The following is a 26,264-nucleotide window of genomic DNA, read 5'->3' on the forward strand; positions in this document are numbered from 1 at the left end:
CCATCCCGGCCCACCGGTGGCCCCCGACGTCTGGCGGCGGCCGTTTCCCGTGGGCCGCGGGCCGGACCGACCCGGTCCCCGGCGCCCGAATGGCGCTTCAGGGCCTCGGCCGGTCCTTCTGCGGCGGCAGCGGGAAGAAACCACTCGTACGGGCGGCGTACTCCGCATACCCCGGCCGCTGGGCCAAGTGCCGTTCGAGAAGCGCCTTGCCGCTTCCGCCGATCAGCAGATACGTCATGACCAGCGGGCCGACGACGGTGGCTGCCGCCACGCCGACGTGTCCGCAGGCGAGCAGGAACAGCCCCCACCACACCAGGAAGTCGCCGAAGTAGTTGGGGTGCCGGGTCCATGCCCACAGACCGCGATCCATGATCCGTCCCCGGTTGCCCGGGTCCGCCTTGAACCGGGCGAGCTGCCGGTCCCCGACCGCCTCGAAGCAGAACCCGACGAGCCACACACCGAAGCCGGCCCAGCCGATCGCCCCGACCGGCCCCGGGACGTACTGCGCGCCCTGCACCGGGAGCGAGACGAGCCAGACCAGCGCGCCCTGAAGCAGATACACCACCCGCAGCGCATACAGGTTCCGGTTGCCCGGGGCCTTGGCGAGCAGGTTCTCGTACCGGGGATCCTCGTCGTGCCCGCGTCCGCGCAGGCCGATGTGCCCGGCCAGCCGCAGACCCCACACCGCGGTCAGCACGGTGACCAGGAGCCGCCGCCCGCCGTCGCCCGCCCCGGCCGACAGCGCGTAGGTCACCAGAGCGACGGCGGTGAAACCGATGCCCCACGCCACGTCGACGACCCGGTGCACACGCTTGCGCACGGCGACGACGAAGGTGACCAGCACGACGGCGAAGGCGGCGCCCGCGGCGGGGCCGAGGCCCAGCGCGAACGCCTCCCAGGAGAACCCGTTCATCGCGCGTACCCGTCCCGCGAGGTCCCCTGCATACCGGACCGGCCGGTGTCCGAAGGCCGTACCGCCAGGATCTGGTCGACGCCCATCCGGCCTTCCTCGAACGCCAGCGCGCCGCCCGCCAGATACAGCCGCCAGACCCGTGCCGTCTCCTGGCCCACGAGTGCGGCAAACCGGTCCCAGCGGTCCTCCAGCGTCCGGTGCCAGGCACCGACGGTGCGCGTGTAGTGCTCGCGCATCGACTCCACGGCCCGTACCTCGAGGCCTGCCCTCTCCAGCAGCGACACCGTCTCGCCGAGGGGGCGCATGTGCATGTCCGGCGCGATGTACGACTCGATGAAGGCGCCGCCGCCGGGCGCGTTCGCGCCGCGGGACATCTGCTGGACCAGCAGCCGGCCCTGCGGGCGCAGCATCCGGTGCAGTGTGGCGGCGAACGCGGGGTACTCGGCGTCGCCGACGTGCTCGCCCATCTCGATCGTGGAGACCGCCTCGTACGATCCGCCCTCGATGTCGCGGTAGTCGCACAGCTGCACGTCGACCAGGTGGCCCAGGCGGCGAACGCGGACCTGCTCCCGTACGTACTCGGCCTGCTCCCCGGCCAGGGTCACGGCGGTGACCTGCGCCTTGTGGTGCTGCGCCGCATGCAGGGTGAGCGATCCCCAGCCGCAGCCGATGTCCAGCAGCCGGGCCCCGGGGCGCAGGCCGAGCTTGCGGCAGATCAGCTCCAGCTTGTCGCGCTGGGCGTCGGCGAGGCCGTACCCGGGGCCCTCCTCGCGGGTCCAGTAGGCGCAGGAGTACGCCATGGTCCCGTCGAGCAGCAGGGCGTAGAACTCGTTGGAGAGGTCGTAGTGGTGGCTGATGGCGGCCCGGTCACGGGACCTGCTGTGCAGGGTGCCGGTCAGCCGGGCCTGGGGGGCGGGTGCGGGCGGGCGCGGGCCCACCGCACCGAGGCGCAGCGCCGCGCCCGCCGCCCTGGCCCGGTCGGCGAGCGTGAGGCGGGGCGGGGCGAGCGCCCGTTCGCGTACCGCTGCCCACATGATGCGCAGAGCCTCGGCGAGGTCGCCCTCGATGTCGAGTTCACCGGTGATGTACGACTGGGCCAGGCCGAGTTCGTCGGGCTGCCACAGCAGTCGGCGCAGCGCCCGGCGGGAGCGGAGCACGACGACGGGCCCGTCCTCGGGACCGCTTCCGGCGGTGGAGCCGTCCCAGGCGCGCAGCTTCAGCGGCAGCCTGCCGCCCAGCAGTTCCTCGATCAGCGGCACGAGGTGCCGGGCGGCCGTGCCCGTGGCCGTGCGGCTGCCGGTGCCGAGTGCGGTGGTGGGCCTCACGCCGTGGGTCCCTTCGTGAGCTGGAACTGCTGTACGTCGAGGTATCCGGACCGGAAACCGGCCTCCGAGTAGGCGAGGTAGAGGTTCCACATCCGGCGGAACGTCTCGTCGAAGCCGAGGGCGTCCACCTCTGCGGCGCATGCGACGAAGCGTTCACGCCACAGCCGCAGGGTCTCCGCGTAGTGCGGCCCGAAGGTGTCCCATGCGGTGATGCTCAGCCCGGTGAAGCGGTCGGTGACGTGCTGCACGGCCTCCCTCGACGGGAGCAGCCCGCCGGGGAAGACGTACTTCTGGATCCAGGTGTAGGTGGCGCGGGACGCGAGCATCCTCTCGTGCGGCATGGTGATGGCCTGCAGTGCCACGCGTCCGCCGGGTGCGAGCAGCCGGTCGAGGGTCAGGAAGTACTCGGGCCAGAACTCGGCGCCGACCGCTTCGATCATCTCCACGCTGACGATGGCGTCGTACCGGCCGAGCACCTTGCGGTAGTCGCGCAGCAGGACGGTCACCCGGTCACCCACTCCTGCAGCGCGCGCCCGTTGCACGGCGAGCGCCTGCTGCTTCGCGGACAGCGTCACCGTGAGGACCCGGGCACCGCGCGCGGCGGCCCGGATCGCCAGTTCGCCCCAGCCGGTGCCGATCTCCAGCAGCTGGGTGCCGGGACCGACGTGTGCCAGGTCCAGCAACCGGTCGATCTTTCGGTGCTGGGCGGCGGACAGCAGCTGGTGGTCGGCGGGAAAGCCGCGGAAGATCGCGGACGAGTAGGTGAGGGTGTCGTCGAGGAAGAGGGAGAACAGCTCGTTCGACAGGTCGTAGTGGTGGCTGATGTTGGCCCGGGCCGCCTCCGCGGTGTTGTGGTGCCGGTCAGGCTGCTTGGGCGCCCACAGACTTCGCAGCCGCTGCATCGGCTCGGGGACCAGGGTGGCGGTGTGCTCGGCGAGCACGGTGAGGGTGCCGACGAGGTCGGGGGCGTCCCACTCCCCCGCCATGTAGGACTCGCCGAAGCCGATGAGCCCCTCCGCGCCGATGCGGCGGAAGAAGGCGTGCGGGTCGCGGACGTCCATCAGCGGTCCGCCGCGGCCGATCGGTTCCGCGGTGCCCGCGAGCCGCACCCGCAGTGGCAGTCCGCCGATCGCGTGCCTCACGAGCCGCTCCGCCGCCGCGGTGCGCAGCCGGGACGACTTGGGCAGGCGGGCGACGTCCGGCCAGCGGCGCGCGTCGACGGACGCGGCCCGCGGGGCCTGGGGGATGACGGGCACGCTCACTTGACACCCTCCTGGGTGAGATGACGGGGACGGGGCTGCACCGGCAGGCCGCGCAGGAACAGCCGGATGCCGTGGAAGCGGATGCCGGCCGACACGGCCAGCGTGGACAGCGGGTTCCGCAGCGCGGCGCGCAGCACGCCGGGGGTGGTGGCGGGGCGGCGCTCGCCCCGCAGGGTGGCGGTGAAGGGCCGGCCGCCGGCGCGCTCCAGCCGGACCGTGAGGTCGAGTCGTTCGCCGGGCTCCGGGAGCCGCATCCGGTACCGGCCGTCGACGGGGAAGAACGGGGAGACGTAGAACTCCTTGTCCACCGACGCCCGGTGGCGTTCGTCGAGCTCCAGCAGATAGCAGTGGCGTTCGCCGTAGGTGTTGTGGACCTCGGCGACCACACATGCGGGACTGCCGTCGCGGTACCGGCACCAGTAGAGCGTCAGCGGGTTGAAGACGTGGCCCAGCACCCGGGCGTGCGCGAGCATGACGACCGGTCCGCCCCCGAGGTCCACCCCACGCTCGGCGAGGAACGCCTCGAGACCGGCTCGGACGGTCGGCCCCGAGCCGCCGAAGTGGTCGCGTGCGTCGAACCGGGCCAGGGGCCGCAGCGGGCGGGGCAGGCTCGGCGGTGCGTCGGGGTCGATGAGCCACATGTAGGTGCGGTGGCGCAGGGCGTACCGGCGGGGTGCGGTCCGGACGTGGGCGACCGTGCAGGTGTAGAGGGCCGGCCGGCCGTTCACCAGGTCACTCCCAACGCGCGGGCCGCCTCGATGCCGGAGCGGCAGCCGTCCTCGTGGAAGCCCCAGCCGTGGTAGGCACCGGCGTACGCGGTGACCGGGCCGCTCAGCTCGGGCAACCGGCGCTGGGCGGCGACCGACTCGGGGGTGAACACGGGGTGTTCGTACTCCATGCGCGCGAGCACCCGGCCGGCGTCCACCTCGCCGGAGCCGTTGAGCGTGACCACGTACCGCTCGGGGGCGTCGAGCCGCTGGAGCCGGTTCATGTCGTAACTGACGCGGACCCGCTCGGTGCCCGCGTCGCACGCGGGCATCGAGAAGTTCCAACTGGCGCGGGCCCCGGGGGCCTTCGGGAGGACGGAGGCGTCGGAGTGCAGGAGCGTGGTGTTGCGGGAGTAGGTGAACGCGCCGAGGAGTTGTCGTTCCCGGTCGGTCGCGTCGGCGAGCAGACGCAGCGCCTGGTCGGGGTGGGTGGCTATGACCACGCTGTCGTAACGCTGGACGTCGCCGTCGTCCGCGGTGAGCTCGACGCCGTCGGCCCGGCGGCGCACGGCGCGCACCGGCGTGCCGGTGCGAACGGCGGTGAGCTGCTTGGCGACGCGCTCCACATACTCGCGCGAGCCGCCGGTGACGGTCCGCCACACCGGTGATCCGGTGATCGCCAGCATGCCGTGGTGGTCGAGGAATCGGAACAGATGGCGGGCGGGGTAGCGCAGCGCTGTGGCCGCGTCGCACGACCAGACGCAGGAGACGACCGGCTTCATGAAGTGGGCCGTGAAGTACGGGGAGAAGCCTGCGTCGGCGATGAACCGGCCGAGTGTCAGGTCCTCGTTCCCCGGTTCGTCGAGCAGCCGGCGGGCCAGCCGGTGGAAGCGAAGCACCTCCGTGAGCATGCGCAGATAGCGGCCGCGCAGGGCGTTGCCCGGCCGGGCCAGCAGACCGGCGGGGCCACGGGCGCCCGCATACTCGAGGCCGCAGCCCTCGCACCGTACGGACATGCTCATCTCCGACTCCTGGGTGGCCACGCCCAGTTCCCCGAAGAGCCGCAGAAGATGCGGGTAGGTCCGCTCGTTGTGGACGATGAAGCCGGAGTCGACGCCGTGCAGGCGCCCGTCGGCCGAGGGGACGTCGTGCGTGTGGGCGTGGCCCCCGAGGCGGGAGTCCGCCTCGTACAGCGTCACGTCGTGTGCCCGCTGCAGCACATACGCCGCCGTCAGTCCCGCCACACCGCTGCCCACCACGGCCGTGCGCCGTCGCTGCGCTGTCATTCCCGCTCCCTCCGGCCGGCCTCGCGCCGTCCTTCGGGGCGTATTCGTGGCCGGCGGCCCTGCGGATTGGTGAGCGTCGGATCTTTCGCCGATGTGAGTCAGTCGCTCGAGTGGGAGACCGAACAACCCGGCCCTTCCAAGCCGTTCGGCGCGGTGAAGCAGGCTGTCCCGGTCGGCAGCGTCGACAGGGCGGAGAACATCGCCGAGTTCGCGCCGACCGACGAAGCCTTCGCCAGGATCCCGACGGCCGACCTCGACACCGTACTGATGCCACGTTGAATTTCGCGGCCTAGGGTGACGGGATGACAGAGCCCCGTACCTCGCCCACGAGCCACGCCCGCGCGATCGGGGCCGTCGTGGGCTCTGCCGTCGGAGACGCACTGGGCGCGCCCTTCGAATTCGGTGAACCAGGTGTCTACCACGCCCGGTTCACTGGCGGAGCGGGCGAGATGTGCGGCGGCGGTGGCTGGGATCCCGGCGAGGCGACGGACGACACACAGATGGCAGTTCTGGTCGCCGAGTCGCTGCTGGAGCACGGCGGACTGGAACCGGCAGACATCTTCCGCCGGTTCCAGCGCTGGGCGGCCGGCCAGCCCAAGGACATCGGGCTCCAGACGGAGGCCGTTCTCACCGGCGGAGATCCGTGGGACATGGCGGCGGCGCTTCACTTCGCCATGACGGGCCGGGCAGCGGGGAACGGCTCGCTGATGCGGGCGGCCACCTCCGCGGTCCGCTACGCGAGGGCCGGCCGCTCGGCGACCATGGAGGCAGCCCGCCGTATCGCCGCGCTCACCCACGGCGACCGGGCCGCCTGGGAGGGCACGGCGATCCTGCACGACTTGATCCGCATCGCCCTGCACGGCGGTGACCCGCTCGAAGCCCTGCCCGAAACGCTGCCGCATGTCCACGTGGACCACCGCGCACGCTGGACCACCGTTCTGTCGCCCGCCTGGCATCCCGACGACGCGACCGAGTTCAACGGCGCCGTGTGGCCCTGCCTGGGCTCCGCGCTGTGGGCGCTGCGCACGACGACGTCGTTCGAGGACTCCCTGGCGGCGGCGATCGACCTCGGCGGCGACACCGACTCGGTGGCCGCCGTGACGGGCGCACTGGCGGGGGCGGTGTACGGGATCGACGCGGTTCCCGAGCGGTGGACGACACCGCTGCATGTGCCGCTGCCGGGTTTCGGCGACCGGGTTCTGCGGCTTCCCGAGCTCACCGAACTGGCCGTCGCGCTGGCCGTGGACAGTGGATCCACCCCGGCGGATGATTGACAGAAAGCGGGAAATCACGGACGAAAGGTGTGGATCACCATGTCCGAACACCCTGACTGCGCCCTGGTCCGGCGAGGTTACACAGCGTTCGTCGCCGGCGACATGGACACGCTCAGTGAACTGTTCACTGCCGATGCCGTCTTCCACGTCCCCGGAAACCACATTCTCTCCGGGCATCACAAGGGTCGGGAAGCCATCATGGGCCACTTCCGCCGCATCGGTGAGGAGACCGCCGGCACGATGCAGATCCAGATCGAGGCGGTGCTCGGTGACGGCCGCGGGCATGTCATGTCGTTCCACACGGCGCGGGCGGACCGTGGCGACCGCGGTATCGAGATACGCGAAGGCCTGTTCTTCACCATCGTGGGCGGGAAGGTCACCGACATCGACGAGTGCGTCGAGGACATCGACGAGATGAACGCGTTCTGGCGCTGACGGACCGCCGCCGACGACCGGTGCGGACCGCTGACATTGCCGACGCACCGCCGACGACCGGTGCTGACCGCGGAGACCGCAGACGCACGGGGCCCCGGCCGCGCGGGCCGGGGCCGGAGGCCGATCAGCCGACCGAGCTGTACGCCACCACACCCCGCAGCAGTGCATCGACGGCCTTGCGGGCGTTCTTCGCGACGGTGCTGTCCTCCCCGGGGGCGGCCGCCGCGATCTGGCCGAGCACGTCGATGACCTGCTTGCACCAGCGCACGAAGTCGCCCGCGGGCATCTCCGCCTCGCGCAGCACCTCGTCGAGCCCCTTGCCGGAGGCCCACTGATACGCGGCCCAGGCGAAACCGAGATCCGGCTCGCGCTGCCCCACGCCCTCCGCCTGGTTGATCCTGAACTCCTCCTCCAGGGCGTCCAGCCGGCCCCAGATGCGCACCATCTCGCCCAGCGCCGCACTCGCCTTCCCGCCCGGCACCTTGGGCGGCAGCGCGTCGTCCGACTGCCGTGCCTCGTAGACCAACGCCGAGACGCATGCGGCCAGTTCCGCCGGGTTCAGTCCCTCCCAGACCCGCTCGCGCAGACATTCGCTGGCCAGCAGGTCCAGTTCGCCGTAGAGCCGGGCGAGGCGCCTGCCGTGCTCGGTCACCTCGTCGGAGCGGAGGTAGTCCATCTCCGTCAGCAGGGCGACGATCCGGTCGAAGGTCCGCGCGATGGTGTTCGTACGGCCCTCGATGCGCCGCTCCAGCTGCCGGGTGTCGCGCTGGAGACGGTGGTAGCGCTCCGCCCAGCGGGCGTGGTCCTCACGCTCGTCGCAACCGTGGCAGGGGTGGGCCCGCAGCTCGGCGCGCAGCCGGGCGATCTCACGGTCGTCCGCGGCGGGCGACCGGCCCTTGCGGTGCCGCTCGGGCACGATGTGCCCCGCCTTGGAGCGCAGCGCCGAGGCGAGGTCCCGACGCGACTGCGGGGAGCGGGGGTTGAAGGACTTCGGGATGCGCATCCGCTCCAGCGCCTCGACCGGCACCGGGAAGTCGATCGACGCCAGCCGCTTGACCTGACGCTCCGAGGTGAGGACCAGCGGCCGCGGGCCGTCGTGGTACTCGAAGCCGCGGTGGCCGCCGGTCCTGCCCGCCGGCAGGCCCGGGTCGAGGACCAGCGCCAAGCCGGCGAACTTGCCCGTCGGCACATGGATCACGTCACCCGGCTTGAGCCGCTCCAGCGAGGTGGCGGCTGCGGCCCGGCGCTGGGCCGCGCCCTGCTTGGCGAGTTCGGTCTCGCGCTCCTTCAGGTTGCGGCGCAGCCGCGCGTACTCCTCGAAGTCGCCGAGGTGGCAGGTCATCCCCTCGCGGTAGCCCTGGAGGCCTTCCTCGTTGCGCTGGACCTGGCGGGAGATGCCGACGACCGACTTGTCGGCCTGGAACTGCGCGAACGACGTCTCCAGCAGCTCGCGGGAGCGGTGCCGCCCGAACTGGTGCACAAGGTTGACCGCCATGTTGTACGACGGCTTGAAGCTGGAGCGCAGGGGGTAGGTGCGCGTGCCGGCGAGTCCGGCGAGTGCGCCGGGGTCCATGGCCCGCTGCCACAGGACCACCGCGTGGCCCTCGATGTCGATGCCGCGGCGTCCGGCGCGGCCGGTCAACTGGGTGTACTCGCCGGGGGTGATGTCGGCGTGCTGCTCGCCGTTCCACTTGACGAGTTTCTCCAGCACCACGGACCGGGCGGGCATGTTGATGCCGAGCGCCAGCGTCTCCGTCGCGAACACGGCCTTCACCAGGCCGCGTACGAACAGCTCCTCGACGACCTCCTTGAAGGTCGGCAGCATGCCGGCGTGGTGCGCGGCGATCCCCCGCTCCAGACCTTCCAGCCACTCGTAGTAGCCGAGGACATGGAGGTCCTCGCCGGGGATGGAGGCGGTCCGCTCCTCGACGATCTCACGCACCTTTCTGCGCGCTTCCTCGTCGTTGAGCCGCAGGCCGGCGTAGAGGCACTGCTGCACGGCGGCCTCGCAGCCCGCGCGGCTGAAGATGAACGTGATGGCGGGCAGCAGCCCTTCGGCGTCGAGCCGGTCGATCACCTCGGGCCGGCCGGGCGTCCAGATACGGCTGCGCTGACGCCGCTCACGCTCCCGGTCCGCCTCGCGCACCATCTTGCCGCGGCGACGGTCACTCGGGTTGTACGTACGGCTGTTCTCCATACGGGCCAGTCGTACGAGGTCGGGGTTGACCTCGCGGCGGCCGACACCGCGGCCGCCGTGGTCCGTCTCCTCCTCGAAGAGGTCGTACATCCGCCGTCCGGCCATGACGTGTTGCCACAGCGGGACCGGACGGTTCTCGGAGACGATGACCTCGGTGTCACCGCGGACGGTGTCGAGCCAGTCGCCGAACTCCTCCGCGTTCGACACGGTCGCCGAGAGTGACACCAGGGTCACCGACTCGGGGAGGTGGATGATCACTTCCTCCCAGACCGCGCCCCGGAACCGGTCGGAGAGGTAGTGCACCTCGTCCATGACGACATGGCCGAGGCCCGTCAGCGACTGCGAGCCCGCGTACAGCATGTTGCGCAGCACCTCGGTCGTCATGACGACCACCGGTGCCCCGGAGTTGATGCTGTTGTCGCCGGTCAGCAGGCCGACCTTCTCTGAGCCGTACCGCTTGACCAGGTCGGCGTACTTCTGGTTCGACAGCGCCTTGATGGGCGTCGTGTAAAAGCATTTGCGGCCCTGCGTGAGGGCGAGATGGACGGCGAACTCGCCGACGATGGTCTTGCCCGAGCCGGTGGGCGCGGCGACGAGCACACCCTTGCCCGCCTCCAGGGCCTGGCATGCCTCGATCTGGAAGGGATCGAGATCGAAGTCGTACATCGCGCGGAAGGGGGCCAGCGCGGTGGCCTCCTCTGCGGCGCGGACGCGGGCGGCGGCATAGCGCTCTGCGGGAGAGAAATCCTCGGTCATCTTGTTCACGAGCCTACCCGCCGCCTCTGACAGTGAGCCGATCTTTAATCGGACGAGAGCATCTACCGCGGGGAGTACCCGCAGCGACAGCGGCGATGCATACGCGAGCGGGCACACCGCACCGGGCGTGCCCGCTGTTCGGCCCGTCGGCCGGGCGTCAGGTGATGTCGTCGTAGCCGTTCAGCCGGTGCGAGCGGCCGCCGTCGGCCTCTCCGGTGGCCTGCTCGGGCAGGGCCCGGGCCGTCGTGGAGACCGACTCCACTTCACCGATCGCGGCGGGGGTGAGGTCGAGGTCGGAGGCCTCGTCCTCGTCGAGCTCCGCGTCGGGGTTCCGGCGGCGCCGACGCAGGTCGTTGAGGACGGAGAAACCGACCGCCATGAAGTAGAGGATCGCCAGCGGACCAGCCAGCAGCAGCATGGAGAGGGGCTCGCCGCCGGGCGTTGCGATCGCGGCGAAGCCGGTCAACCCGAGAACCATCCCGCGCCACCACGAGAGCATCCGCGTGCCACTCAGCACACCGGTGAGGTTGAGGAAGATAAGGAGCAGCGGGAGCTCGAAGGCCGCCCCGAAGACGAGGATCATCCGCGTGATGAGATCAAGATAATCGTCGAGCGGCAGCAGGTTCTGTGCATTGTCCGGCGTGAAACTCAGCATGATCTGCGCGGTCTGCGGCAGGATCGAGTAGGCCAGGTACGCGCCCCCGGCGAAAAGAGGGACGCCGGCCGCCACGAAAGAGAGCGAATGACGCTTCTCGTGTCGGTGCAGTCCAGGAGCCACGAAGGCCCACAACTGATAGAGCCAGACCGGCGTGGCGAACAGGACGCCAGCCATCAAGGAGACCTTCAGGGTGATGGTGAACGGCGAGAGCAGGCCGTTCGTCGTCATCACCGCGCAAGGGCGGCCGTCCTTGGTCTCCGTCGCACCATCGACGCAGCCGACCGACTCCAGGATCGGCTTCATCAGGAACTCGAAGATGTCCTTCTGGTAGAAGGCGGCCACGACCACCGCGACAACGATGGCAAGAACCGACTTGAGCAAGCGATTGCGCAGCTCGCGCAGGTGCTCCCCGAGCGGCATCCGCCCCTCGGCGTCCTTCTCCTGCTTGCGGGCAGAGTTGAGCAACCCACGTTCCTCGTTTCGTGCGGCGGCACCGGCGGGGGGACTGTGTCAGCTCTGGGTCGTGCGGTTCGGCTCGTTCACGGGACGAGCCGTGGACACATCACCCGGAGCGGCCTGAATCGTACGCGGTGCCGTCTGCTCGCCGGACTGCGGGTCCGCGGTGGGCTTCGAGGCCGTCGTCGCTTCGTCGTCCTTCTTCATCGCCTTGGCTTCGCTCTTGAGAATGCGTGCCGACTTACCGAGAGAACGGGCCATCTCAGGAAGCTTCTTGGCGCCGAACAACAGCAGGATGACAGCGATGATCAGAACGATCTCGAGGGGCTTCAGATTGCCGATCATGTGCGACTTCCTTCTCACCGAGGCGGCTTGAACGGGCTGCCCGGCGTCGGACACATGTCCGGCCACCGTGCTTATGGGGCGATCGTAACCCGCAGGGGTAAACAGGATGCAATGACTGTGCGTACTCCACGGAGCGACCCGTGAGGCAGTCGGTGCCGCCACCAGCAGCGTACCGCCAGGGACAGCGGCGCAGGAGGGGGCGTCGGATCTCCGGTGCTGGGCGGACGGCTCGCTCAGCGCAGGGTTTCGCCGGCCCGGGCGAGGCCGGTGGCTGCCCGCTCCAGGTCCTCGGAGGCGCGGTTGATGCGTTCCGTGGTGCGGGCCACCTCACGGCCCAGGCGCTGCGCCTCGATGAAGACCTTGATGGCGAGGACCGTGAGGACCGAGATCCCGAGGAAGCCGAGTGCGATGGCGAGCATGGGCCAGAACATGCGCAGAGCCTAGACCGTTCCCGTAGCGGTTCTTGAACAGGACGTCACACGGTGGAGTGCAGGCGCAGCGTCCTGACCCCGCCGCCGGTGAGCAGTTCCACGATGCGTTCGCCGGCCGGCTTGCGGACCGCGGAGCCGCACTCCGGGCAGGTGAAGGAGTAGAACGTGGTGCGGCGGCTGCCTCCGATCGCGAGGCGCAGCGCGCCCGCGGACAGCTCGAACCGGGACCGGCAGTCCGGGCAGGCCGCCTTGAAGAGCACGGGCCCGACGCGGGCCGGGACCGGAGACATCGCGGGGATCCGGGGCGTCACGGTCATCGGGCGCCGACTCCCTGGGGATCGTGTTGCTGCGCGTCGTAGGCGGCCAGCGCGTCCCGGGCCGCGGTGCGGGCGCTGTCCGCGAGGTCCTGCGGCGACACGATCCGTCCGTCCCCGCCCAGCCGCAGCGCCAGCCGGCGCAGCGAGGCGGGCGCAGGCGTACGCAGCGTGATGCGCAGACCACCGTCGGGCAGTTCCTCCGCCCGGTCGTGCGGGTAGTACTCGGCGACCCAGCGCCCGCCGGGGGCGACCTCGACGACGACCTCCGGGTCGTCGGCCGACGGCTGCACCAGGCCCTCGGAGAGGTCCCGCAGTTCGATCTCGGGCGGCGCTGCCGGGGCGTCGAGCAGCCGGATCTCCGCGACCCGGTCGAGCCGGAAGGTGCGGCGCGCCTCGGAGAGGCGGCACCAGGCCTCCATGTACGTGTGGCCGACGGCGAAGAGCCGGATCGGGTCCACCTCGCGCTCGGTGAGTTCGTCGCGCGCCGGCGAGTAGTACCGCAGCCAGAGCCGCCGCCGCTCCGAGATCGCCCGGTCGACGTCGGCGAAGACCCCGCCCTCCGATTCGAAGGTCACCGAGAGCCGGGAGCTTGCGCCCGCCGCTTCACCGGCCGCCCCTTCTATCTTGGCGGTGGCCCGCAGCAGCGCCTCGCGGTCGCCCTCCCGCAGCCCGGGGAGCGTCGCGACGGCGCGGGCCGCCACCAGCAGCGCGGTCGCCTCGTCGGCCGCCAGCCGCAGCGGCTCCGCAGTGGACTCGCCGGACGCGTCCGGGTTGCGCCACCAGATCCGCTCGCCGTCGGTGTCGATGTCCAGCAGATCGCCGCCGCGGAAACTGGTCCCGCACATGGGCAGTACGTCGAGGTCGGAGATCAGCTCGTCCTCGGTGATGCCGAAGGCACGGGCGACGTCCGCGATGCGCGCGCCGGGGCGCTCCCGCAGATAGGTCACCAGCGACAGCATCCGCCGGGTCTGATCGATGGCATTGGCCGCCATGGTCCGCGACTCCCCCTCAGCCCTTGGCCACGGCACGCAGCCGGTCGACCACGTCGGCCCGCAGGTCCGCGGGCTCCAGCACGACGACGTCCGGGCCGAACTCGACGAGCCAGGCGTCCAGACCGTGTCCGTACGGAATCTCCAACTCGTCCCACCCGTCGCCGAGTTCCCGTACGGCGGTGGCCCTCGAACGCAACGGGTAGCCGCAGCCGGCCCGGAGCCGGATCAGCGCCGAGCGGGTCGCCGTCTCCCCGGCCCAGCTCTCGACCGTCTCGCGGACGGTGACGACGTCGGGCACGGGCACGGTGAACGTCCCTGAGCGGGACGAGCGGACCTTCCCGGTGATGCGGGACAGGCGGAACACGCGCTCGGCGCCCCGGCCGCGGTCGAAACCCGCCAGATACCAGTGGCCCCGCCAGCACTCGAGCGTCCACGGCTCGACGTGACGCTGCTCGGGACGGGCCGAGTTCGCCTTGCGGTAGTCGAAGAGCACGGGCCGGCGGTCCCGGCAGGCGAGCATCAGCGGTTCGAAGGCCGCCTCGTGGACGGGGATGCGCGGTTCGAGGGCACTGTGCCGGTCCTCGTAGGCGTCCTCGGTCTCCGGCATACCGGCCGCGCGCAGCTTCTGCAGGGCGCCGCTGGCCGCCCCCGCGAGCCGTGCCTGCTGCCACACCTTGGCGGCCAGGCCCAGTGCGGCGGCCTCCTCGGCGTCCAGGGTGATGGGCGGCAGCCGGTTGCTGTCGCGGCGCGCGAGATAGCCGATGTCGCCGTCGAGGGACTCAACCGTCTCGATCACCAGGCCGAGTTCGCGCAGATCGTCCTTGTCGCGCTCGAACATCCGGTTGAACGAGTCGTCGGAACCCGCTTCCAGGTAGGCCTCGATGGACCCGCGCAGCTCCCGCTTGCTGAGCGGACGTCTGGTCCCGAGCAGACACAGCGCCAGATTCATCAGCCGCTCGGCCTTGGCAATGGCCATCGACGCCCTTCACCTCTTTTATGAAGTCCCTTAGCCCGTCGACCGTACCGCCCCGGGGTGTCCGGACAAAAGCGAGGGCCCGCGCCGCAAGGCGCGGGCCCTCGCCTCGTCACCGGGAGATCCGGGAGATCCGGGAGATCCGGGGGATCAGTCTCAGACGGCGACCAGGTCGCAGACGAAGATCAGCGTCTCGCCGGGGGCGATACGACCGCCGCCGGCGCCGCGGTCGCCGTAGGCCAGGTGCGCGGGGATGGTCAGCTGGCGGCGGCCGCCGACCTTCATGCCCTGCACGCCCTGGTCCCAACCGGAGATCACCTGGCCGACGCCCAGCTGGAACTGCAGCGGGGTGCCGCGGTTCCACGAGGCGTCGAACTCCTCACCGGTGGAGAAGGCCACGCCCACGTAGTGGACGGAGACGGTGTCGCCCGCCTTCGCCACCGGGCCGTCGCCCTCCCAGATGTCCTTGATCTCCAGATCGGCCGGCGGCTCGCCGCCCGGGAAGTCGATCTCGGGCTTCTCGATGCTCACGGATGTTGCTCCTTGCGTTCTCTGTGCGATCAACCGGGACAGTCTTGCAGAATGCCCCGGCCCGCCTACTGAACCGCCAGGATGTCGACCGTGAAGACGAGGGTGGACTTGGCCGGGATGCCCTGCTGCTCCTGGTCGCCGTAGCCCATGTCCGGCGGGACGACGAGCAGCACGCGGCTGCCGACCTTCTTGCCCTCCAGGCCCTTCTGCCAGCCCGGGATGACCTGCGCGAGCGGGAAGCTCACCGGGGCGTTGCCCCTGGCGTAGCTGCTGTCGAACTCCTTGCCGTCCTTCCACAGGACGCCCTGGTACTTCACGGACAGCGTGTCCGTGGCCTTGACCGCGGGGCCGGTGCCCTCGATCACGTAGTTCGACACCAGCTTGGCCGGCGCGTCCTTCTTGGGCACCGTCAGGGACGGCTTCTCACCGTCGGTGTTCGTACCGACCTTGGGCAGGTCGATGTTGTCCTGGGCGACCTCGGTGCCCTTGGCGGACGTCGGGAGTGTGGTGCCCTTGACGATGTCCATGACGAACACAAGCGTGGAGTTGGCCGGGATGCTGCCCTGCTCCTGCGCGCCGTACCCCAGCTCCGGCGGGATCGACACCTCGAGGCGGCTGCCGACCTTCTGGCCGTCGAGAGCCTGCTGCCAGCCCTCGATGACGCCGCCGCCGCCGAGCGTCACGGTGAACGGCTCGCCGCGGTCGAAGCTGTTGTCGAACGGCTCCTCTCCGTCCCACACCTGGCCCAGGTAGTCGACCTGGGCGACGTCGCCCTTCTTGAGGGTCTGGCCCTTGCCCTCGCTGACGACGTTGACCTTCAGGTCCTTGGGGGGCTCGCCCTCACCCTTGGCAAGGGTCGGCTTCTCTCCGAACTTCGCGCCCTCGGTGATCGTGGGCAGCCCGTTCGTCATCGAGGTGGAAGCGGAATCGGAGCCCTTGTCGTCGCCGCATGCCGCTGTCGTCAACAGCAGCAGGGGTACGACGAGCAGGCCGGCAAGTCGGCGCACGTGGTCCTCAGATCTCTAACGGCTCGGTAGGTGCGGGACACTCTAGGCCGTGCCGAGGGCCCCGCACGAGAAACGTACGGGGCCCGGGTGACGTTCCGACACACGTGCGACAGGCCGAGAGATTCAGCGGCCGCAGGCCGGATCACATGCCGGCGATGAGCTTCTCCACCCTGTCGTCGACCGACCGGAACGGGTCCTTGCACAGCACGGTGCGCTGCGCCTGGTCGTTGAGCTTGAGGTGCACCCAGTCGACCGTGAAGTCCCGCCGCTGCTCCTGCGCGCGGCGGATGAAGTCGCCGCGCAGCCGCGCCCTGGTGGTCTGCGGGGGCACCGACTTGCCCTCGAAGATCTTCATGTCGTTGCAGATCCGGGCGGCCTGGCCCTTCTTCTCCAGGAGGTAGTACAGCCCGCGCCTGCGGTGGATGTCGTGGTACGCGAGGTCTATCTGCGCGACCCGGGGGTGCGACATCGACATGTTGTGCTTGGCGCGGTACCGCTCCAGCAGCTTGTACTTCATGACCCAGTCGATCTCGGTGTCGATCCGGTCGAGGTCCTCCTGCTCGATCGCGTCGAGCGTGCGGCCCCACAGCTCCAGGACCTGCTCGACCGTGCCGGTGCGGATGCCGCGCCGGTCCACGAAGTCCACCGCCTTCTCGTAGTACTCGCGCTGGACCTCGAGCGCGGAGGCCTCCCGGCCGCTGGCCAGGCGCACCTTGCGCTGGCCGGTGATGTCGTGGCTGACCTCGCGGATGGCCCGGATCGGGTTCTCCAGGGTGAGGTCGCGCATGACGGTACCCGCCTCGATCATGCGCAGCACCAGGTCGGTCGCCCCGACCTTCAGCAGCATCGTCGTCTCCGACATGTTGGAGTCGCCGACGATGACGTGGAGCCTGCGGTACCGCTCGGCGTCCGCGTGCGGTTCGTCACGGGTGTTGATGATGGGGCGCGAGCGGGTGGTGGCGGAGCTGACGCCCTCCCAGATGTGCTCCGCGCGCTGGCTGACGCAGTAGACCGCTCCGCGGGGCGTCTGCAGCACCTTTCCCGCGCCGCACAGCAGCTGCCTGGTGACCAGGAACGGAATGAGGATGTCGGCCAGCCGCGAGAACTCGCCGTGGCGTGCGACGAGATAGTTCTCGTGGCAGCCGTAGGAGTTTCCCGCCGAGTCGGTGTTGTTCTTGAAGAGATAGACGTCGCCGGCGATTCCTTCCTCGTGCAGGCGGCGTTCGGCGTCGACGAGAAGGCCTTCGAGAATGCGCTCGCCGGCCTTGTCGTGGGTGACCAGCTCGGTCACATTGTCGCACTCGGGTGTTGCGTATTCCGGGTGCGAACCCACGTCGAGGTAGAGGCGGGCGCCGTTCCGCAGAAAGACATTGCTGCTGCGGCCCCATGACACGACACGGCGGAAGAGGTAGCGCGCCACTTCGTCAGGTGACAGTCGGCGCTGTCCCCTGAACGTGCACGTGACGCCGTACTCGTTCTCCAGCCCGAAAATGCGGCGGTCCATGTCTGAACATTACGCCTCAGGGCCTGAGCTGAAACCGGGTTGGGCAGCACCGTTTCGATCATTTTCCGATGAGTGGGTACCCGTGCGCGGGCCGGACCCCGTGATGTCCTGAGTACGGCCGGGAACTGCGAGTACCCGCTGAGTGGCCGTCAGAACCACCAGCGCGGCGATTCCTCCGGCCCCGGCGACGGCGAAACTCCATGCCGTACCGCCTGTCTCGACCGCCGGCCCAGCGGCGGCCGTGCCGACGGCGGCGCCGACGCCGAAGGTGGTCACCAGCCAGGAGAACGCCTCGGTGACCGTGCCGCGCGGCGCGTGCCGGTCGACGACGATGAACGCGCAGGCGATCGCCGGTGCCAGGAACACGCCGGCGAGCGCCGACAGCGCCGTCATGGCCACCACACCGGGCGTGAGGATCAGCGGCAGGTAGCCGGCGGCCAGCAGCGCCACGATGATCCGCAGCCGCCGCTCCGGCGCCCCGGCCCACTGGCGGGCCCCGTACGCGGTGCCTCCGAGGAGCGCGCCGAGGCCCAGCGCGGCCATCAGCCAGCCGTACACGGACTCCCGGCCGTGGTCGTCGGCATAGGCCACACCCGCGACCGTGATCGACCCGAGTGCGAGACCGACGAAGAAGAACGCGCTGAGGAGCGCCAGCAGGCCCGGTGAGCGCAGCGCGCCCAGCCAGTGCGCCTCGCGCGGGGCGGAGCGCCAGGCGCGGGAGGGCTCCGACATCACGACCGACAGGGCGCCCACCACGCCTGTCGCGTTGATCACCAGCAGCGCGGCGCCGGGTGACCAGAGCGAGACGAGCAGGGTCACGAGCAGCGGCCCGACGGTGAACATGACCTCCTGGGCCACAGCGTCCATGGCGTAGGCCCGGTGCACGCGTTCCTCACGGCCCAGCACGCTCGGCCACAGGGCACGCAGGCCGCCTTCGAGCGGCGGTGTGAACAGACCCGCGACCGTCACGGCGGTGTACGCGAGGAGCAGCGATCCGGTGCCGACGGCGGCCAGCAGGAACATGCCGAGCGCGGAGACGACGGCGGCCGGCAGCTGCACCCGCGGCTGTCCGTACAGGTCGACGGCGCGGCCCAGCAGCGGCTGGCCGACGGCGGTGGCCAGGCCGTACACGGCGGCGAGCGCGCCCGCGAGGGTGTAGCTGCCGCCCTCGGCACGGGTGAAGAGCACGATGGCGATATGGGCCGTCGCATTGGGCAGCCGCCCGACGAGGGTGCCGGTGAGCAGCCGTGCGGCGTGCGGCGCCTTGAGGATGTCTGCGTACCCGGCTGCCATGCCGTCCCCTCTCCCCCGCCTGCCGACTCCCGGCATCAACGAGGTTTTACGTATAACTTGACCGCCCATACGTACCATGTCGACTGTCCGCGGGTCCACAGCGCCGCCGCCCCGGACCCCATGACACCACCGACGGACGGCCGAGGACGGAAGACGATGGCACACCGGTCCCAGCAGGACCGTCCCACTGCCGGAGCGGACACCACCCGCCCCACCAGCAGGGACGTGGCCCGCGCAGCCGGCGTCTCCCAGGCCACCGTCTCCCTCGTGCTCGGCGACAAATGGCGCGGCCGGGTCTCCGAACGGACCGCTGCCGTGGTCCGCGCAGCCGCCCAGGAGCTCGGCTACCGGCCCAACCTGGCCGCCCGCAGCCTCCGCCTCGGCCGCACCAGGACCGCACTCCTCGTCGTCCCCGCGCTCACCAACGAGTTCTTCGCCCGCGTCTACACCGGGGCGGCCGCCGTCGCCGCACAGCACGGCTTCGGCGTCGTCCTCTACCCTTCGCCCGAAGGAGTCGGTCCCGCCAGGGACCCCTTCGCCTCTGCGCGGGATGCCCTCGACGGCGTCATCGCCTCCTCGATGGCCGCCCAGGCGCTCACCGCCATCCGCGGCACCGACCTGCCCCTGGTCATGCTGGACAGCGATCCCAGGGACACCGGCGCCGCCGCCCACGTCAACCTCGACATCGCTGACGGTATGCGCCAGGTCATCGACCTTCTGCTCACGCTGGGTCACCGACGGATCGTGCACCTCGCCTCCGCCGTCGCCTCCTGGACCTTCGACGTCCGCGCCCTGGCGCTCAGCACCGCCCTGGACGGCACCGGCGCGCAGGTGCGCACCGTCTCCGCGCCCCTCGATGTGGACAGCGGCCGGGAAGCCGCCGTGCGGGCGCTCACCGCCCCTGGACCCCGGCCCACGGCCATCGTCTGCGACGACGACATCCTCGCCGCCGGCGCCTGCAAGGCCGTCCGCCGGCTCGGCCTGCGCGTGCCGGAGGACGTCACCGTCACCGGCTTCGACGACCTGGCCCTCGCCACCGCCGTCGAACCCGAACTCACCACCGTCCGCCTGCCCGCCGAACAGGTCGGAGAGCGCGGCATGACCGCGCTGCTCGCCGTCCTCGACGGCCGGCGCCCCGAGGACGGCAGCCTCCCCGTCGACCTCGTCGTACGGGGCTCCTCCGCCCCGCCGCTTGCCTGAGAGGCAACGGCCGCGGACATGACTGCGCCCCGGGCCGCACGGGCGGTCCGGGGCGCAGCCGTCGATCAGCCGGGCCTACTCCGGCGCCTCCGGCGTGCTGGTCCCAGGAGTGCCGGTCCCCGGGGACCCGGTCCCCGGGGTGCCCCCGGTCTCGTCCGTCTCCTCGTCGGACGGCGCGTCCGTCGGCGTGGAAGCGGCGCCGTCGGCCTCCAGGAGCCGGGCCAGTTGCCGGCCCACGATCCGCTTGAACTTCCGCTGCTGCGGCCGCGTACGGTCCAGCACCGCGACCTCCAGTCGGTCCGCCGGGATCTCACGGTCGCTGCCGTTCGACTGGCTGGAAAGCGCCTGTACGGCCAGCTTCAGCGCCTCCGCGAGCGACATGCCGTCGCGGTGCCGCTGGTCCAGGAAACCGCTGATCTGCTCCGCGTTCCCGCCGACCGCGACCGAGCCGTGCTCGTCCACGATCGAGCCGTCGTGCGGCAGCCGGTAGATCTGGTCGCCCTCGGGCGAGGCGCCCACCTCTGCGACGACCAGTTCCACCTCGTACGGCTTCTCACCGGCGCTGGAGAAGATCGTGCCCAAGGTCTGGGCGTAGACGTTCGCCAGGCCACGGGCCGTCACGTCGTCGCGGTCGTAGGTGTAGCCGCGCAGGTCCGCGTAGCGCACGCCGCCGATGCGCAGATTCTCGTACTCGTTGTACTTGCCGGCCGCGGCGAAGCCGATCCGGTCGTAGATCTCGCTGAACTTGTGCAGCGCACGGGACGGGTTCTCGCCGACGAACACGATGCCGTCGGCGTACTGCAGCACGACCAGGCTGCGGCCACGGGCGATGCCCTTGCGGGCGTACTCCGCCCGGTCGGCCATGGCCTGCTGGGGTGAGACATAGAACGGCGTCGACACCGGCTATCCGTCCCTTTCTGTCAGAGGCGAGTGCATCGGGGCCGTCACAGGAGCGCGGCGCGCGGACCGTCGGGCTGGGTGAGGCGGCCCTCGAGGATCGAACGCGCGATCTCGGAGGTCTCCGCCTCGGTGAGACGGCGGTAACCCTCGTCCGTGATGACGGTGACGATCGGATAGATGCGCCGGGCCACGTCGGGCCCGCCGGTCGCCGAGTCGTCGTCCGCCGCGTCGTACAGCGCCTGGATCACCAGGGTGGTTGCCTGCTGCTCGGTCAGGTCCTCGCGGTAGAGCTTCTTCATCGCTCCTCGGGCGAAGATCGAACCCGAGCCGGTGGCGGCATACCCGTGCTCCTCGGAGCGGCCGCCCGTCACGTCGTAGGAGAAGATGCGGCCCTTCTCGCGGTCGATGTCGTAACCGGCGAAGAGCGGGACGACGGCGAGGCCCTGCATGGCCATGCCGAGGTTGCTGCGGATCATCGTGGAGAGGCGGTTCGCCTTGCCCTCCAGGGAGAGCTGGACGCCCTCGACCTTCTCGAAGTGCTCCAGCTCGAGCTGGAACAGCTTGACCATCTCCACCGCGAGACCCGCTGTGCCCGCGATGCCCACCGCCGAATACTCGTCGGCCGGGAAGACCTTCTCGATGTCGCGCTGGGCGATCATGTTCCCCATCGTCGCCCGCCGGTCACCGGCGAGCACCACACCACCGGGGAACGTGGTGGCCACGATCGTCGTCCCGTGCGGCGCCTCGACGGCCCCCTGCAGGGGCGGCAGGACACGCTTGCCGGGCAGCAGATCGGGCGAGTGGTCGCCCAGGAAGTCCATGAATGACGAGGACCCGGGCGTCAGGAAGGCTGCCGGCAGACGCCCGGTGCTACGAGGGTTGGCTTCCACGCGTTTCCTTCCGGATAGGCGGCGGCCCGCCGCATCGCGCGCGGGCCGATCTTTCGAGCTGTGCACGGACCTTACCCGCGCCGCCGCCGGTCATCCGCCCCGGTGCCCTCGGCTTTCGCCGACGGCACCGGGGGGACGACCAGGGCTACTGACCGCCCTTTTGCACGAAGGAGCGCACGAAGTCCTCGGCGTTCTCCTCCAAGACGTCGTCGATCTCGTCGAGGACCGAGTCGACATCGTCCGAGAGCTTCTCCTGCCGCTCCTTGAGGTCTTCGGCAGCCTGCGCTTCCTGCGCCTGCTCCTCGACCTCCTCGGTGGAGCGCGTCGCCTTCTGCTGTCCGCCGCCGGTGTCCTTGGTCGCCATGCACCTCACCCCGCTCGGGTTCGACGTTCTTGATCAGACCCTACTCCCGGGGTCCGACATCGGCCCCGCACTTTCTCCAACGTCCGGGGCCCACCTTCATGATTCCCGGGCGGTGGCCTTTTCAGCCCCCGGAGAGCACCCGGACCAGGTCTTCCGCATTACGGCAGCGGTCCAGCAGCTCCTTGACGTGGTTACGGGTCCCCCGCAGGGGCTCCAGCGTGGGAACCCGTTGCAGAGAGTCACGACCGGGCAGGTCGAAGATGACCGAGTCCCAGGAGGCCGCGGCCACGTCGTCCGCGTACTGCTCGAGGCACCGGCCGCGGAAGTAGGCCCTGGTGTCCTCCGGCGGCTTGGCCTGCGCCCGATGGACCGCGCTCTCGTCCAGCAGGCGCTTCATCTTGCCGCGGGCCGCCAGACGGTTGTACAGGCCCTTGTCGGGGCGTACGTCCGCGTACTGGAGGTCGACCAGGTGCAGCCGGGCCGCGTCCCAGTCCAGGTCGTCGCGTCGGCGGTAGCCCTCCATGAGCTCGCGCTTGGCGATCCAGTCCAGCTCTCCGGAGAGGCTCATCGGGTCGCTCTCGAGCCTGCCCAGTGTGTCCTCCCAGCGCGTCAGGACGTCCTTGGTCTGCTCGTCCGCGTCGGCGCCGAACCGCTCCTCCACGTACTTGCGCGCGAGCTCGAAGTACTCCATCTGCAGTTGTACGGCGGTCAGTGTGCGACCGCTGCGGAGGGTGACCAGATGCTTGAGGCTCGGGTCGTGCGAGACCTGGTGCAGCGTCCGCACGGGCTGCTCGACGGCGAGGTCGACCGCGATGAAGCCGTCCTCGATCATCGACAAAACCAGGGCGGTGGTGCCCAGCTTGAGGTACGTCGAGATCTCGGAGAGGTTCGCGTCGCCGATGATCACATGGAGGCGGCGGTACTTCTCCGCGTCGGAGTGGGGCTCGTCGCGGGTGTTGATGATGGGGCGCTTGAGGGTGGTCTCGAGCCCGACCTCGACCTCGAAATAGTCCGCGCGCTGGCTGATCTGGAACCCGTGCTCGTGTCCGTCCTGGCCGATTCCGACCCGACCGGCGCCGGTGAAGACCTGGCGGGAGACGAAGAACGGGGTGAGGTGGCGCACGATGTCCGAGAAGGGGGTCTCCCGCTTCATCAGGTAGTTCTCGTGCGTGCCGTAGGAGGCGCCCTTGTTGTCGGTGTTGTTCTTGTAGAGGTGGATCGGCTGGGCGCCGGGGAGCTGCGCCGCCCGCTCGGCAGCCTCGGCCATGATCCGCTCTCCCGCCTTGTCCCAGAGGACGGCGTCGCGCGGGTTGGTCACCTCGGGCGAGCTGTACTCGGGGTGGGCGTGGTCGACGTAGAGCCTGGCTCCGTTGGTGAGGATGACATTGGCCAGGCCGATGTCCTCGTCCGTGAGCTGGCTGGAGTCGGCGGCCTCGCGGGCGAGGTCGAAGCCGCGGGCGTCCCGCAGCGGATTCTCCTCCTCGAAGTCCCAGCGGGCGCGGCGCGCCCGGTGCATCGCCGCCGCGTAGGCGTTGACGATCTGGGACGAGGTGAGCATGGCATTGGCGTTCGGGTGGCCGGGGACGGAGATCCCGTACTCCGTCTCGATGCCCATTACTCGCCGTACGGTCATGCGGCCCTCCTTGCCCGGCGGCGTTCCCCTCCGGGAACGGCGCTCAAGTACCGCGGGTGCTCCGGTGCGTGCGCGGTGCCCGTCCCCGCACTGCGCGACCCGGCGGTACGAAAGAGCCTAGAACGCCGCTGCGTGGGTGGGGAGATCAAATTCGTCATTGCTCCGGTGTGGCCGGACCTGTCCGGAAAGCAGCCGGCTGCGGATGCCCGCCCCCTTCCCTTCGGCGGGGGGCCGGCGGCATCCGCAGCCGGTGTGCCTTTACAGGTACTGACCGGTGTTCGCCACCGTGTCGATGGACCGGCCGGTGTCCGCGCCCTGCTTTCCGGTGACGAGGGTGCGGATGAAGACGATCCGCTCGCCCTTCTTGCCGGAGATGCGGGCCCAGTCGTCCGGGTTGGTGGTGTTGGGCAGGTCCTCGTTCTCCTTGAACTCGTCCACGCAGGCCTGGAGGAGGTGGGAGACGCGAAGGCCCTTCTGGTTGTGGTCGAGGAATGCCTTGATGGCCATCTTCTTGGCCCGGTCGACGATGTTCTGGATCATCGCGCCGGAGTTGAAGTCCTTGAAGTAGAGGACTTCCTTGTCGCCGTTGGCGTACGTGACCTCGAGGAAGCGGTTCTCCTCGGATTCCGCGTACATCTGTTCCACGACCGACTGGATCATGGCGTGGGCCGCGGCTTCCTTCGATCCGCTGTGCTCGCCGAGGTCGTCGGCGTGCAGCGGGAGCGAGGGGGTCAGGTACTTGGCGAAGATGTCCTTGGCGGCCTCCGCGTCCGGGCGCTCGATCTTGATCTTGACGTCGAGCCGGCCGGGCCGCAGGATCGCGGGGTCGATCATGTCCTCGCGGTTGGAGGCGCCGATGACGATCACGTTCTCCAGGCCCTCGACACCGTCGATCTCGGCGAGGAGCTGCGGGACGATGGTGTTCTCCACGTCCGAGCTGACACCGGATCCGCGGGTGCGGAAGAGGGACTCCATCTCGTCGAAGAAGACGATGACGGGGGTACCCTCGCTCGCCTTCTCGCGGGCGCGCTGGAAGACCAGGCGGATGTGCCGCTCGGTCTCACCGACGTACTTGTTGAGGAGCTCGGGACCCTTGATGTTGAGGAAGTAGCTCTTCCCCGCGGGCTGGCCGGTCACCTCGGCGACCTTCTTGGCAAGGGAGTTGGCGACGGCCTTGGCGATCAACGTCTTGCCGCATCCGGGCGGGCCGTAGAGCAGGATGCCCTTCGGCGGCCGCAGTTCGTGCTCCTTGAAGAGGTCGGGGTGCAGATACGGGAGCTCGACGGCGTCGCGGATCATCTCGATCTGGCCGCCGAGGCCACCGATCTTGTCGTAGTCGACGTCGGGGACCTCCTCGAGGACGAGCTCCTCGACCTCGCTCTTGGGGATCACCTCGTACACGTACCCGGATCGGGGGTCGAGCAGGAGGGCGTCCCCGGGGCGGATGCTCATCGCGAGCAGCGGCTCGGCGAGCCGCACCACCCGCTCCTCGTCGGTGTGACCGATCACCAGGGCGCGCTCGCCGTCCTCGAGGATCTCCTTGAGGGTGACGATGTCCCCGGCACGCTCGAACTCCATGGCCTCGACCACGTTGAGCGCTTCGTTGAGCATGACCTCCTGGCCGCGCCGGAGCTCTTCGAGCTCGACGCTGGGGCTGACGTTCACCCGGAGCTTGCGGCCGCCGGTGAAGATGTCGCAGGTGCCGTCCTCGTTGGCCTGCAGGAAGACACCGAAGCCGGCCGGCGGCTGGGCGAGCCGGTCGACCTCCTCCTTGAGGGCCACGATCTGGTCGCGGGCCTCACGGAGCGTGTTGGCGAGCCGCTCGTTCTGAGCGGACACGCCGGCCAGATTGGTCTGCAGCTCGACGATCCGCTCTTCGAGAATCCTCGTGTGTCGCGGAGAGTCGGCGAGCTTGCGGCGCAGGACGGCGATTTCCTGCTCGAGATAGGCGACCTGGCCGGCTGGGTCTTCAGACCCCCGCCCCGGCCGGATGCCGCGGTTGATGTCGTCGTCGTGGGCTGCCACGGTCCTCACCTCCTCCAAGGGGAGCTGGACGCTTCCTGACCCTACCTGTGTGGGTGGTGATTGAAACCCCTAGATCACAAAGACGGAAGGGGTGTGTCCGATCTTCACCCTTGCGCTCTTCCTCATGCGAGGGGATTACCCACCGGATACCCACCCAGCAACATCGGGAAGCGGGCGGTTGTATCGTCGAAGCGTTCAACACCCGTCAGGGGTGGCGCGACTTGCTTCACAGAGCTACACCCGGCGAAGGAAACGGCAGGAGATATGACCGTGCAGCACGAGGTTCCCACCGAAGGTGCCGCCGAGGCCCTCGAGGTCTGGATCGACCAGGACCTCTGCACCGGGGACGGGATCTGCGCGCAGTACGCACCCGAGGTCTTCGAGCTCGACATCGACGGGCTGGCGTACGTGAAGTCCGGCGAGGACGAACTGCTCCAGGACCCGGGCGCCACAACGCCGGTGCCGCTGCCGCTGCTGAGTGACGTCGTGGACTCCGCGAAGGAGTGCCCGGGCGACTGCATCCACGTCCGTCGGGTTTCGGACAAGGTGGAGGTCTACGGCCCGGACGCGGGGTGACGGATCACTCACGC

At 70.1% G+C, this 26,264-nt stretch carries 26 protein-coding genes; 5 read left to right on the forward strand and 21 right to left on the reverse strand.

Translation table 11 applies throughout. The annotated features are described in order from the left end of the window. Window positions 1-97: 97 nt before the first annotated feature. The 5 genes from IE198_RS09690 to IE198_RS09705 are packed head-to-tail and all read right to left on the reverse strand — an operon-like array spanning window position 98 to window position 5,493. Window positions 98-913 (reverse strand): DUF1295 domain-containing protein, encoded by an 816-nt coding sequence (locus tag IE198_RS09690; protein ID WP_189884795.1) that lies wholly within the window; start codon window positions 911-913, stop codon window positions 98-100. Beyond that, window positions 910-2,238: a class I SAM-dependent methyltransferase gene (locus IE198_RS09695; protein WP_189884796.1), complete on the reverse strand. Its 1,329-nt coding sequence runs from the start codon at window positions 2,236-2,238 to the stop codon at window positions 910-912. The genes IE198_RS09690 and IE198_RS09695 overlap by 4 nt, the downstream gene beginning before the upstream one ends. Beyond that, window positions 2,235-3,500, reverse strand: a complete 1,266-nt coding sequence (locus IE198_RS09700; RefSeq protein WP_229833807.1) for an SAM-dependent methyltransferase — start codon at window positions 3,498-3,500, stop codon at window positions 2,235-2,237. Before IE198_RS09700 ends, IE198_RS09695 begins: the two co-directional genes overlap by 4 nt. After that, entirely contained in the window at window positions 3,497-4,231 is a 735-nt protein-coding gene (locus IE198_RS35070; protein ID WP_229833822.1) for a DUF1365 domain-containing protein, read from the reverse strand. Before IE198_RS35070 ends, IE198_RS09700 begins: the two co-directional genes overlap by 4 nt. Then, a complete protein-coding gene (locus IE198_RS09705) occupies window positions 4,225-5,493 on the reverse strand; it encodes an NAD(P)/FAD-dependent oxidoreductase (protein ID WP_189884800.1) in 1,269 nt (422 codons plus the stop codon). The genes IE198_RS35070 and IE198_RS09705 overlap by 7 nt, the downstream gene beginning before the upstream one ends. Before the next feature lie 69 nt (window positions 5,494-5,562). On the opposite strand from IE198_RS09705, the gene IE198_RS36575 reads away from it, so the two are divergent. The 3 genes from IE198_RS36575 to IE198_RS09720 are packed head-to-tail and all read left to right on the forward strand — an operon-like array spanning window position 5,563 to window position 7,202. Further along, window positions 5,563-5,772, forward strand: coding sequence for a hypothetical protein (locus IE198_RS36575; protein WP_189884802.1), 210 nt, complete (start codon window positions 5,563-5,565; stop codon window positions 5,770-5,772). Between the two features lie 23 nt (window positions 5,773-5,795). Then, the gene (locus tag IE198_RS09715; RefSeq protein ID WP_189884803.1) at window positions 5,796-6,767 is read left to right on the forward strand and encodes an ADP-ribosylglycohydrolase family protein; all 972 of its coding nucleotides are present in this window, start codon (window positions 5,796-5,798) and stop codon (window positions 6,765-6,767) included. A 39-nt stretch (window positions 6,768-6,806) separates the two neighbouring features. Then, entirely contained in the window at window positions 6,807-7,202 is a 396-nt protein-coding gene (locus IE198_RS09720; RefSeq protein WP_189884805.1) for a nuclear transport factor 2 family protein, read from the forward strand. A gap of 124 nt (window positions 7,203-7,326) precedes the next feature. Here the strand turns inward: IE198_RS09720 and IE198_RS09725 are convergent, their stop codons facing one another. The 11 genes from IE198_RS09725 to IE198_RS09775 form a co-directional block, all read right to left on the reverse strand. Then, entirely contained in the window at window positions 7,327-10,155 is a 2,829-nt protein-coding gene (locus tag IE198_RS09725; RefSeq protein WP_189885101.1) for a DEAD/DEAH box helicase, read from the reverse strand. Window positions 10,156-10,312: 157 nt separating this feature from the next. Beyond that, on the reverse strand, window positions 10,313-11,278 hold the full coding sequence (gene tatC / locus IE198_RS09730) for a twin-arginine translocase subunit TatC (protein WP_189884807.1): 966 nt from the start codon (window positions 11,276-11,278) through the stop codon (window positions 10,313-10,315). Between the two features lie 45 nt (window positions 11,279-11,323). Continuing rightward, window positions 11,324-11,614: a Sec-independent protein translocase subunit TatA gene (gene tatA, locus IE198_RS09735; RefSeq protein ID WP_189884809.1), complete on the reverse strand. Its 291-nt coding sequence runs from the start codon at window positions 11,612-11,614 to the stop codon at window positions 11,324-11,326. Window positions 11,615-11,847: 233 nt separating this feature from the next. Then, entirely contained in the window at window positions 11,848-12,045 is a 198-nt protein-coding gene (locus IE198_RS09740; protein ID WP_189884811.1) for a hypothetical protein, read from the reverse strand. Between the two features lie 44 nt (window positions 12,046-12,089). After that, entirely contained in the window at window positions 12,090-12,362 is a 273-nt protein-coding gene (locus IE198_RS09745) for a hypothetical protein (RefSeq protein WP_229833808.1), read from the reverse strand. Beyond that, window positions 12,359-13,354: a helix-turn-helix transcriptional regulator gene (locus IE198_RS09750; protein WP_189884814.1), complete on the reverse strand. Its 996-nt coding sequence runs from the start codon at window positions 13,352-13,354 to the stop codon at window positions 12,359-12,361. The genes IE198_RS09745 and IE198_RS09750 overlap by 4 nt, the downstream gene beginning before the upstream one ends. Before the next feature lie 16 nt (window positions 13,355-13,370). Then, window positions 13,371-14,330, reverse strand: a complete 960-nt coding sequence (locus IE198_RS09755) for a helix-turn-helix transcriptional regulator (RefSeq protein WP_189884816.1) — start codon at window positions 14,328-14,330, stop codon at window positions 13,371-13,373. Window positions 14,331-14,483: 153 nt separating this feature from the next. Further along, window positions 14,484-14,858, reverse strand: a complete 375-nt coding sequence (locus IE198_RS09760) for an FKBP-type peptidyl-prolyl cis-trans isomerase (protein ID WP_100106326.1) — start codon at window positions 14,856-14,858, stop codon at window positions 14,484-14,486. Window positions 14,859-14,923: 65 nt separating this feature from the next. Then, window positions 14,924-15,865, reverse strand: coding sequence for an FKBP-type peptidyl-prolyl cis-trans isomerase (locus tag IE198_RS09765; protein ID WP_189884818.1), 942 nt, complete (start codon window positions 15,863-15,865; stop codon window positions 14,924-14,926). Window positions 15,866-16,007: 142 nt separating this feature from the next. Then, complete coding sequence (pafA, locus tag IE198_RS09770) at window positions 16,008-17,369, reverse strand: Pup--protein ligase (RefSeq protein ID WP_189884820.1); 1,362 nt, start codon at window positions 17,367-17,369, stop codon at window positions 16,008-16,010. A gap of 9 nt (window positions 17,370-17,378) precedes the next feature. Continuing rightward, the gene (locus IE198_RS09775; RefSeq protein ID WP_189884822.1) at window positions 17,379-18,662 is read right to left on the reverse strand and encodes an MFS transporter; all 1,284 of its coding nucleotides are present in this window, start codon (window positions 18,660-18,662) and stop codon (window positions 17,379-17,381) included. Window positions 18,663-18,818: 156 nt separating this feature from the next. Between IE198_RS09775 and IE198_RS09780 the strand changes: the two genes are divergently transcribed. Continuing rightward, window positions 18,819-19,862: a LacI family DNA-binding transcriptional regulator gene (locus IE198_RS09780; protein WP_189884824.1), complete on the forward strand. Its 1,044-nt coding sequence runs from the start codon at window positions 18,819-18,821 to the stop codon at window positions 19,860-19,862. Window positions 19,863-19,937: 75 nt separating this feature from the next. On the opposite strand, the gene prcA is transcribed toward IE198_RS09780, so the two are convergent. The 5 genes from prcA to arc all read right to left on the reverse strand — a co-directional run bounded on the left by prcA (window position 19,938) and on the right by arc (window position 25,674). Further along, window positions 19,938-20,762: a proteasome subunit alpha gene (gene prcA, locus IE198_RS09785; protein WP_189884826.1), complete on the reverse strand. Its 825-nt coding sequence runs from the start codon at window positions 20,760-20,762 to the stop codon at window positions 19,938-19,940. 44 nt (window positions 20,763-20,806) lie between these two features. Then, window positions 20,807-21,652, reverse strand: a complete 846-nt coding sequence (gene prcB / locus IE198_RS09790; RefSeq protein WP_189884828.1) for a proteasome subunit beta — start codon at window positions 21,650-21,652, stop codon at window positions 20,807-20,809. A 145-nt stretch (window positions 21,653-21,797) separates the two neighbouring features. After that, complete coding sequence (locus IE198_RS09795) at window positions 21,798-22,016, reverse strand: ubiquitin-like protein Pup (RefSeq protein ID WP_100106333.1); 219 nt, start codon at window positions 22,014-22,016, stop codon at window positions 21,798-21,800. A gap of 121 nt (window positions 22,017-22,137) precedes the next feature. Beyond that, window positions 22,138-23,649 (reverse strand): depupylase/deamidase Dop, encoded by a 1,512-nt coding sequence (dop, locus tag IE198_RS09800; RefSeq protein WP_373299814.1) that lies wholly within the window; start codon window positions 23,647-23,649, stop codon window positions 22,138-22,140. Window positions 23,650-23,907: 258 nt separating this feature from the next. Then, a complete protein-coding gene (arc, locus tag IE198_RS09805; protein WP_189884830.1) occupies window positions 23,908-25,674 on the reverse strand; it encodes a proteasome ATPase in 1,767 nt (588 codons plus the stop codon). A gap of 264 nt (window positions 25,675-25,938) precedes the next feature. Between arc and IE198_RS09810 the strand changes: the two genes are divergently transcribed. Next, the gene (locus IE198_RS09810) at window positions 25,939-26,250 is read left to right on the forward strand and encodes a ferredoxin (RefSeq protein ID WP_189884832.1); all 312 of its coding nucleotides are present in this window, start codon (window positions 25,939-25,941) and stop codon (window positions 26,248-26,250) included. The last annotated feature ends 14 nt before the right edge of the window (window positions 26,251-26,264 follow it).

The organism is Streptomyces xantholiticus (genome assembly GCF_014651015.1).
Taxonomy (GTDB): Bacteria; Actinomycetota; Actinomycetes; order Streptomycetales; family Streptomycetaceae; genus Streptomyces; species Streptomyces xantholiticus.

What these genes read in the sequence shown, in the direction of transcription:
- IE198_RS09725 (WP_189885101.1), bottom strand. Translation starts at nt 10,155, where the DNA reads ATGACCGAGGATTTCTCTCCCGCAGAGCGCTATGCCGCCGCCCGCGTC.
- IE198_RS09755 (WP_189884816.1), bottom strand. Translation starts at nt 14,330, where the DNA reads ATGGCCATTGCCAAGGCCGAGCGGCTGATGAATCTGGCGCTGTGTCTG.
- IE198_RS09690 (WP_189884795.1), bottom strand. Translation starts at nt 913, where the DNA reads ATGAACGGGTTCTCCTGGGAGGCGTTCGCGCTGGGCCTCGGCCCCGCC.
- IE198_RS09810 (WP_189884832.1), top strand. Translation starts at nt 25,939, where the DNA reads ATGACCGTGCAGCACGAGGTTCCCACCGAAGGTGCCGCCGAGGCCCTC.
- IE198_RS09745 (WP_229833808.1), bottom strand. Translation starts at nt 12,362, where the DNA reads ATGACCGTGACGCCCCGGATCCCCGCGATGTCTCCGGTCCCGGCCCGC.
- IE198_RS09775 (WP_189884822.1), bottom strand. Translation starts at nt 18,662, where the DNA reads ATGGCAGCCGGGTACGCAGACATCCTCAAGGCGCCGCACGCCGCACGG.
- dop (WP_373299814.1), bottom strand. Translation starts at nt 23,649, where the DNA reads ATGACCGTACGGCGAGTAATGGGCATCGAGACGGAGTACGGGATCTCC.
- IE198_RS09740 (WP_189884811.1), bottom strand. Translation starts at nt 12,045, where the DNA reads ATGTTCTGGCCCATGCTCGCCATCGCACTCGGCTTCCTCGGGATCTCG.
- IE198_RS09720 (WP_189884805.1), top strand. Translation starts at nt 6,807, where the DNA reads ATGTCCGAACACCCTGACTGCGCCCTGGTCCGGCGAGGTTACACAGCG.
- tatA (WP_189884809.1), bottom strand. Translation starts at nt 11,614, where the DNA reads ATGATCGGCAATCTGAAGCCCCTCGAGATCGTTCTGATCATCGCTGTC.
- IE198_RS09705 (WP_189884800.1), bottom strand. Translation starts at nt 5,493, where the DNA reads ATGACAGCGCAGCGACGGCGCACGGCCGTGGTGGGCAGCGGTGTGGCG.
- IE198_RS09750 (WP_189884814.1), bottom strand. Translation starts at nt 13,354, where the DNA reads ATGGCGGCCAATGCCATCGATCAGACCCGGCGGATGCTGTCGCTGGTG.
- pafA (WP_189884820.1), bottom strand. Translation starts at nt 17,369, where the DNA reads ATGGACCGCCGCATTTTCGGGCTGGAGAACGAGTACGGCGTCACGTGC.
- IE198_RS09795 (WP_100106333.1), bottom strand. Translation starts at nt 22,016, where the DNA reads ATGGCGACCAAGGACACCGGCGGCGGACAGCAGAAGGCGACGCGCTCC.
- IE198_RS09715 (WP_189884803.1), top strand. Translation starts at nt 5,796, where the DNA reads ATGACAGAGCCCCGTACCTCGCCCACGAGCCACGCCCGCGCGATCGGG.
- IE198_RS09780 (WP_189884824.1), top strand. Translation starts at nt 18,819, where the DNA reads ATGGCACACCGGTCCCAGCAGGACCGTCCCACTGCCGGAGCGGACACC.